7 protein-coding genes are annotated in these 8,420 nt (G+C 34.9%); 1 reads left to right on the forward strand and 6 read right to left on the reverse strand.

Going from position 1 to position 8,420, the window contains the following annotated elements:
* Positions 1-226: 226 nt before the first annotated feature.
* Together HET73_RS04475 and HET73_RS08260 are read right to left on the reverse strand one after the other, a co-directional pair.
* Positions 227-1,555 (reverse strand): pyruvate dehydrogenase complex dihydrolipoamide acetyltransferase, encoded by a 1,329-nt coding sequence (locus HET73_RS04475; protein WP_174132931.1) that lies wholly within the window; start codon positions 1,553-1,555, stop codon positions 227-229.
* A 57-nt stretch (positions 1,556-1,612) separates the two neighbouring features.
* Positions 1,613-1,780, reverse strand: a complete 168-nt coding sequence (locus HET73_RS08260; RefSeq protein ID WP_246210126.1) for a hypothetical protein — start codon at positions 1,778-1,780, stop codon at positions 1,613-1,615.
* Position 1,781: 1 nt separating this feature from the next.
* On the opposite strand from HET73_RS08260, the gene HET73_RS04480 reads away from it, so the two are divergent.
* Complete coding sequence (locus HET73_RS04480) at positions 1,782-2,123, forward strand: SH3 domain-containing protein (protein WP_246210128.1); 342 nt, start codon at positions 1,782-1,784, stop codon at positions 2,121-2,123.
* Here HET73_RS04480 and HET73_RS04485 read toward each other — a convergent pair.
* The 4 genes from HET73_RS04485 to HET73_RS04500 all read right to left on the reverse strand — a co-directional run bounded on the left by HET73_RS04485 (position 2,120) and on the right by HET73_RS04500 (position 8,372).
* A complete protein-coding gene (locus HET73_RS04485; protein WP_174132927.1) occupies positions 2,120-2,632 on the reverse strand; it encodes a WBM0748 family T4SS-associated protein in 513 nt (170 codons plus the stop codon). The two genes, HET73_RS04480 and HET73_RS04485, sit on opposite strands and share 4 nt — an antisense overlap.
* 151 nt (positions 2,633-2,783) lie before the next feature.
* Positions 2,784-5,603 (reverse strand): glycine-rich domain-containing protein, encoded by a 2,820-nt coding sequence (locus HET73_RS04490; RefSeq protein WP_174134090.1) that lies wholly within the window; start codon positions 5,601-5,603, stop codon positions 2,784-2,786.
* Positions 5,584-7,938, reverse strand: a complete 2,355-nt coding sequence (locus tag HET73_RS04495) for a VirB4 family type IV secretion/conjugal transfer ATPase (protein ID WP_174132929.1) — start codon at positions 7,936-7,938, stop codon at positions 5,584-5,586. The genes HET73_RS04490 and HET73_RS04495 overlap by 20 nt, the downstream gene beginning before the upstream one ends.
* A gap of 59 nt (positions 7,939-7,997) precedes the next feature.
* Entirely contained in the window at positions 7,998-8,372 is a 375-nt protein-coding gene (locus tag HET73_RS04500; protein WP_174132930.1) for a hypothetical protein, read from the reverse strand.
* Positions 8,373-8,420: the final 48 nt, after the last annotated feature.

Raw genomic sequence — 8,420 nt, forward strand, 5'->3', positions numbered from 1 at the left:
CTTTTTTTGGATTTAATTCGTTAAGGCCATTACCAACAAGGTTTTTTCTTGCCGTTGTGTGAATAACACTTGGCTGTTTTACCTCATACTTAAATTTTTTATCAAAAGATATACTAGGTTGTTGCATTTTTATATCAGTCATTTTTTTACCTCTAAAATTATTAACTAATACGATTGTAAACTGAGAGGTATTAATTTTGTTGTAACAATGCTAACAGGCAAATATTTACACAGATTCAAGCAGCATCGCTAGAGGATTCTCTATATAATGCTTAAAAGCGTTTAAAAATTTTGCTCCGAGTGCCCCATCAACTGTTCTATGGTCAACAGAGAGTGTTACCGTCATTACCTCTACAATCTCTATTTTTTCATTAATAACAATAGGCTGTTTTCTGGATGTACCAACAGCCATAATACAAGATTGCGGCGGATTGATTATGGCGCTGAAAGCTTTTATACCAAACATACCTAAGTTGGAGATAGTAAACCCTCCTCCTTGAAATTCTTCAGGTTTTAATTTTCCAGATCTTGCTCTGCTTACTAAATCTTTCACCTCTGTTGATATAGATAAAATACCCTTCTTATCAGCATTTTTTACTATAGGAGTAATTAGCCCATCTTCAAGCGCTACAGCGATTGAAATATCTACATTTGCATATCTCAGTATCTTATTATCTATCCACGAAGAATTTACATTAGGAAATTTTTTCATGCTAAAAGCTACAGCTTTTATTACTAGGTCATTAATTGTTACTTTATTGTTTTCATCTGCTGCATTAATCTCGTTTTTGAGCGCTATTAACTTATCAACCTGGCAGTCTACAGTTAAATAAAAATGTGGAATATTCTGTTTGGATTCAACTAGACGCTGCGCTATCACTCGACGCATGTTACTTACTTCAATTACAGTATCCTCACCAGATCTCTCACGATTTTCAATTTGTACATCACTATCTAAGAATTCTAACACATCAGCTTTAATGATACGACCATATGGTCCAGTACCCTTTAATTGTCTTACATTAACCCCTTCATTTTGAGCTATTTTTCTAGCTAATGGGCTTATTCTTGTCCTACCTTCTGCATAACCCGCTGTTATCCCAGTGTCAAGCACTGGGATCCATGCTTCTTTTTTTCTGGATTCCAGCGTCACGCGCTGGAATGACACCAAAGAGTGGCTAGTTGGCTTTTCGTTTAAATCTTGGTGTTCTGATTTTTGATTATCAACAGTACCTTTTGTTACTTCCTTCATTTCCTCTTTTACTTCATTATTGATGGAAGATAAAGCATAGTTATCAAGCGCATCTCCTTCTTCCAGCATTAGGGCTATCGGTTGGTTCACAGGCACGCCACTTGTTCCTTCTGACACTAAAATTTTTGCCAAAACTCCTTCGTCTACAGACTCAAACTCCATTATGGCTTTATCAGTCTCTATTTCGGCAATTACATCGCCTACTTCAACTTTATCTTGTTCCTTTTTATGCCATTTTACAATTTTTCCTCCAGTTTTGCTCATTGTCGGCGAAAGAGCAGGCATCAATATTTCTATAGGCATCAACTTTGCATTTAAAGATCTATTCAATTTTTAATTTACTCTTTATCTTATGTCAATCTAATCGTGAACTATAATGAATAAGTTTGTTACGCCTCTCACGTCATCCCAGTGCATGATACTGGGATCTCGATTAATAAATAAATTTACTATTATCCTATTGTTTTTATTGTTTTGTCCTAGCTCGTTTGCTAACAATTTTCTTTCAATAAAATCAAACAGAGTCAATATGAGAACAGGACCAGGGTTTCATTACCCTGTAAAATGGATATATACTTGCAAAAACCTGCCCCTCAAAGTTACAGAAGAGTTTGAAAATTGGAAAAAAGTTTGTGATATAAACGAAGACTGTGGATGGATAAAAAGTAATCTGCTTAGCAGTAAGCACTACGTGATGATAAAAGAAGATACTTATGGATACCAAAAACAGAGCACAGATAGTAAGATTATTATGAAAATAGACAAGTCTGTTATAATGGGAATAGAAAGGTGCAGTGAGAAATGGTGTTTGCTATCCTCCACAAAACGCAAAGCGTGGGTGCAAAAAGAGCATATATATGGGGTTGATTAGGTTGATAAAAGATCTGGATTGACAGTAGTTTCCAAGCCTTCTGTGGTAGTCTCTTCAGACGTAGCAGAAAGTACACTGATTTCTTGAGGCTCTGAAGAATCACTATCATGTACAGGATTGTTATATTGTCCACAAGAACTACGTAACATCTCCTCGGCAGATGAGTTCAGAATCTGTACAATAGACTTCTCACTCTGTTCTCTTAGCGATTGATCCATTCTAGAAATTAACTCAGAAAACTTGCTATCTGATCTTTCAGCTTCGCTTTTTATCTTATTTTTTATGCTTTCAATATCGTTTTGGTTGATTTCCTCTTTTGTTATATCGAATGAACTTGCAACATCTTGATACTTGACCTTGCAATCACCACTGCCAATTACACAGAGAGCAATAGAGTTAGATATTTCACTTGCAGCCCACTTGTGTATAGCGTAAGCCAAGTAATTGTCATGGCTTTTAATGTTAAACTGTTGTTCTATTAACTCAGAAACTTTATTCTTTATAGACATAAAGCACCCCCTTACATTAGCTGTACCTTTTTGTTAAAATACAGCAATTAAACTAAATAGCAAATTGATACGTGATTTGTTTTAATTAATTATTAAAACAAGAGGCAGAAATCTGAGTCTATATTTTAGTTATAGTTCTAAAATCTCCGATTTACTTTTCTAACAATTCTTTTTTGATTTCCTCCTTTATTTCTTGAGTTACGCCGGAATGAAGTTTTTCAATTAAGTCGCTAACATTAGGATCGTTACCTGGATTTTTTACAAGGGCATCAATTATTTTCTCCACTTCTTTATCTACTTTTTCATAATTAATTTCTTCGTAATCAGTTTTTTTAGCACTAATTTCTACATAACCAGGGGAGCCTCTACTATAGGTCCCTCTGCTTTTGTCAATACAACCACCTGCACCAGGTTTACTGCTTCTCAAACCACTGTTACATTCTATTGCTTCATACTTGATTTCACCATCTTTTATATATGCTATTTGATTATCTGTGGATGTTTTATCTGTTACTATTAGTTTTTCTAATTTTAAATCTCCTTGAGATGCTAAATTGTCTACATGAACCTGTGTGCTATACTCCTTACCACCATATAGCTTATTTACCCCTCCACCTGCAACAGTAATTAATGGCTTGCAATCTTGCCTGTGCGAATTACATATTTCTATCCAAGTTGGCCCTCCATCCTTGTTTGATAGACTATCTTCTTGTCCACCTCCTCCTTCCGTAACTTCAACTTTAATTACAGGGTAACTAGGATCAATTTTTAGTTTAGCTTTAATATAGTCTCCTGGCATCCCTGGTCTACTTTCTGTAGAGTGAGCAGTGTTTTTTATATGACCTGCTTCACCACCTCCCCACGCCTCTATTTCAACATAATCATATTGCGATAAGTCATCTGTATAGCCATCTCCAAGATCATAAGTTTTCCGATCCTTCTCTTCAATCTCTTGTTTCTTCTTTTCTAACTGCTTCTTGATTATTTCTTTCAATTTCGCTTTTAAGCCTGCCAAATCAAGCCTACACAATTTATCAGCATAAAAAACCTCTGTTCTGTTTGCTTTAATCAGTTGATCTTTCAATTGCGTGCACTTTTGTATTTCACCTCTTTCGTTTTTTAGTGTTCTACCATCTTTATCTTTACAATCCACTTCCTCATATCTTAAGTAAAATGGCTCATTATTTTTCTTATTCAAGTATCGTGTTGAGCGACTACAAGCCTCACCAAAGCAAAGGCAGCCATCTTGACCTTGTTCACATTTTTCTTCACGCTTTCCATCTATTAATTTATATACTACTTTCAGTCCTTTACCAGATTGAAATGCCTCGTTTACTTTACTATTTTCATTCACACAGTAACTGCATTTTCTCCTCTCCTGCTTATTTTCGTCAGGGAAGAAGACATACCCTTGCTTATCAAATACTATGTCATTTAACCTATCCTGAGGTTTTGTTAATATGTCTACGTATATTTCCTTTTTCTCTTCCCTTTCCCTACTTGGAAGATAATAGAACTGATTTGATTCCTTTGAATAAACAGCATTGTACTTAATGTACCCTGCTCCCATTGATTTTAATGGTATTATCTCACTTTCTCTTTTAAGGATAAACTCTTCTGGTTCTGGTTGCCAACCGGAAAGACAAAGCATTTTACCGTTAGAATTTTCTTGATCTTTTACTCTCATATATCTTACTTCTATTTTTGATTGTCTCATATTATCTAATCTTAACTTAGTGGATTCACATCTTTTAGGTTCATTGGGGTTTGTTAGACTGCAAGAATCACCATCAGGAAACTGAACCCCAATATTAGGAATAAGCTCATATTGTTCTAAAATTTCAAATCGAGAACTGTTTTTAAATATATTCTCTATAACATCACCGATGTTATTTTTATTGTTGTCACTATTAGTTGCTTTTCTAACTATTCTCGGTTTTACTACTTTCAAAGATAGAGGGCCAACATTTGTAGGCTGGCTGGTATTAACATTAAAAGTACGGGTACGCGCATTCATCTTCATTCCTATCTTTAACGTGTTTCCATCTACTATCTCTACTTCTTCAAGTTCTGGAGCAGGTGGTGCAGGGAAACAACGAGCGGGAAATTGTAATTTCCTTTCAGACTCTTCTCTTTCAGTACCACGGTACTCAGCGCAGAGTTGACCCTTTTTTCTATAGGTCTTGAAGTAATAGTGAGTATCCTTATCTGTAACAGTATATGAGTGATTTGGAATATTCTCATTGTTTGAAACAACGTGTGGAAAACCTAACTCTTTTCTTTCCTCAAGTCCACTAATCATCACTCCAACTCTTGGATTGAAGTAATCATTATCTTTATCTGTTATAGGGACAATTCTAACCTGCGGAGGCGACATCGCAAGTTGTTCGCAAAATGGAGGCGGGCCAGGTGCAAGTGGTACAGGAGCACATTTTACTGCCGTTTGGTAGCAAGTATCGCACTCATTTATACTCACAGAGGTTGCACCTGCAGCACCTTTCGTTATACTATCTGCACAGGCAATTTTTTGACTGCAAGCACACACCTTAGGAGAATTAGCAAATTTTTCTTGCTCCTCCTTAGTGACACCTTCTGCCCACTCCCAATTCATACCATTTTTCATCTTGTCTCCCTCTTTTGTTCCTTCCCAATCAACAAAAACTGCTGCAGAAACTCCAGCACCACTACTTTGCGTTCCGTATATTTGACGGCAAGACGTTCCACTGTGTAAGTCATAGCAATAACTTTTTCCATCATAAGCACACACTCTAATTTTGGGATTAAAATAACCATCAACCCCTTGATCTTTTATTGCTTTTACCTTAATTTCTTTTACCCAATTTCCACCAACTATTGCTTCAAACCAAGTATTACTTTTTATGTTCCACCATGAACAATCAGCATACCCCTGATATGAAAAACTAAATACCAAGAAAAGAATCAATAAAAAATTAAGCCCTACATTTTTCATAAAACACCGGCAACCACTTATTAACTTTCTCTCCTTTTTCCTTTATCGCTTCATACATATACTTTATAGTTTCTTTATTAGCTGAAAGTACATGTATTTCTTGCATGTCTTTCAAATCTAAATTTAAGGTTACTAACCCTTTATATTGCTTTATTAGGAATAAACCTTCCTGCGTTGGAGTTTGCAAAATTGTATTCAGTTCCTCTTGCGATAGAGAAAATGCTTTCATGTATAATCTATTTGCATTGACGTTTGGCATCAAAATTCTTGTATCGACATGCTTATCCAGACACTGAGTAAATTTGCTGGCAAATGCTAGGTTTAAGTTTTCAGTACTTAGAATTACCACAACATTTAATTTTGTCATTCTTCGCATCCAGTTATCAAACTCTTCCTCTGTAGAAAAAATGTTGCTTATCTCCCATGCTTCATCCAAAACAAGTATAGCAGGCGAGCCATCACATTTTGCTTCAAAAGAGTATAAAAAATAGTAAAGTATCACGGACATACATTCTTTTCGTTTTGTGAGGTTTGCGGTGTTGAGAGATATAATTTTTGTTTCCCAGTCAATGCCTGATTCATCACCATCTTGAAATAAGTAAGCAAACTCACCGTCACCGCACCATTTGCTTATCTTACCCCCAAGGAGCAAGAGCACCTCGGAAATTTGAGAAATAGAACGCGATTCTCTTGGTATAGCAAATATAGAATCTACAATTTTTTTTATCTTTTCTTCTACGTCCACCAAGCTTGTATCGGCCACCATTCTTTTGATCAGCTCAATAAGCATACTGCGATTGGAAGCACTATCTTCAATGTTTAGTGGATTAAATTTCAGGCTTTCATCTTTATATTTCGGATCAATTATGTAGTATTTACCATTCACTGCTTTAGTGAAAATTATTGATTTTCCAGTGTTATCCAATATAACAATCCTAGGATTAAATTTTCTTGACTCTGATAATAAGAAATTAATCAGTGAGGTTCTGCCCGAATTTGGAGCTCCAAGTACCGTAGTATGACCATTTTTTTTCTTTCCATGAAAGTTAAAAAAATAAGGGCATCCTTTTTTTGAGAAAAAGACTGTTACTGCTTCTTTCCACCTTCCACCTTTTAATGTGCCTGATGTAAAATCATGCAGCATGGCAAAACTGCAAGCATATTTTGCTAATATGTTTTTCGGTTGTGTAATAAAAGTAAAATTACCAGGAAGTTGAGCCCAAAAATGATTTTCCATGTGAAGGTCAGTTCTGAACATCATCAAACCAATTAACGACATTATGGAGGATAGGTCGCTAATACTTTTAGCTAATCTCGCTCTATCATCAGCAAAAATCGTAAAAATAATTTTCTGTTGACAAAAATCAATAGCGGAAGTGTTTTCAAGTTCTATTATTTCTTTTATCTCTGAATTTTGAAGTAAGGTATTCTCCTCACTGATCTGCAGCATATTAATTTGGTTTTTAAATTCTTTAACTGCTTTGTTATTACTAGTAAATACTATTATTTCTGTAATAATAAGCTCAGAGCCGAGTTGCAAACACCTATCTATATTTTCCAAAGGAATTTCTCGGTATTCCTTTATGCAGAAAATAGAACCTAACTTCTGTTGATTTTCAAATGTTGTTTGAAATGTATTAAAACCAAAAGCTACCTTTAAATCTTTAACATGATGCGACAGATCCATTTCATATATTGGATAATCTTTGTGTGTTAACGTAACGATATAATGAAGAAATTCCGTCATTTCAGAATACACTTCACCCTCGCTAAACCTAAGACCCAACTTCTTGGCTCCGAAAGGTTCTAAATCACTTTGAATTAAGTCCGTCACCTTTTTTAATTCCTGGTGATTTTCTTGTAAAAACAGCTTATGCTTATTCTCTATTCTACTAAGAAAAAACGAATTATTACTGTGCTTACCAAAATCGCTAAACACCACTACAATGTATAACTCATTTATATACTGTAATTTACTGTCAGTAAGTTTATTAAGCCGAGTTGAATGAAGCTCATCAGAAAAGTCTCCAGTTTTATTCCATTTTAAGCTTAATCTATTACGCTTTCGGACAGTATGGATCCAAACGGTAAAATGCAGGCTGTTAATATTTTTTGATATGCTTTTTCTAATTTCAGTCCTAAGGTCGCTATAGTTATCAGCGGAAGAATAATCTTCTAACTTGATTATTTTTAACAATTCCCCCTGTTTTGTCAGTATGGTCTCTTCATCGTAATGGCAAGCGTAAGGGATAAAATCTAAATCAATACTTTCTAATAATGCTAGGTTATCTTTTTTTCCAAGCTTAGAGTTAATTGCTGGTATTTTTGGTTGCATACAACATTATGTGTATTCAATAAAGATAAATAAAAAATATAAAATACTATAAGTGATACTTACTTTTTCTCTTTATTTGTACTATCAGGTTGTGAATCCACACCCTTTGCAAAGTTAAATTTTTCTTTCAGGTAATCCGTTGCTTTTTCTGTGCTACCAAACATCATGACCAGCACACCAAACATTATCATAAAAAAGATCAGGCCCCTAAACACTATCGCAAGTATCACTGCAGCTATACATAATCCTATAATTGTTGAAGGACTCATATTTTCTACAGTATCCTTAACTGAAAATGAAGAAACAAAATTTTTTACTGTTTCTTGTACGTCCTTTAATTCATCGCCCACTGAACTTGCTTCGCTAGAATATGAGGCAAAGATAAAACCTAACAGGGCTATAAAAACCAAAACTCTATTCAATCGAATGCGCATCAACTAAATACCCTTTAAATATCCCTTGATTATAACAACTTTTACATC

It is taken from the genome of Wolbachia endosymbiont of Atemnus politus (assembly GCF_013309895.1).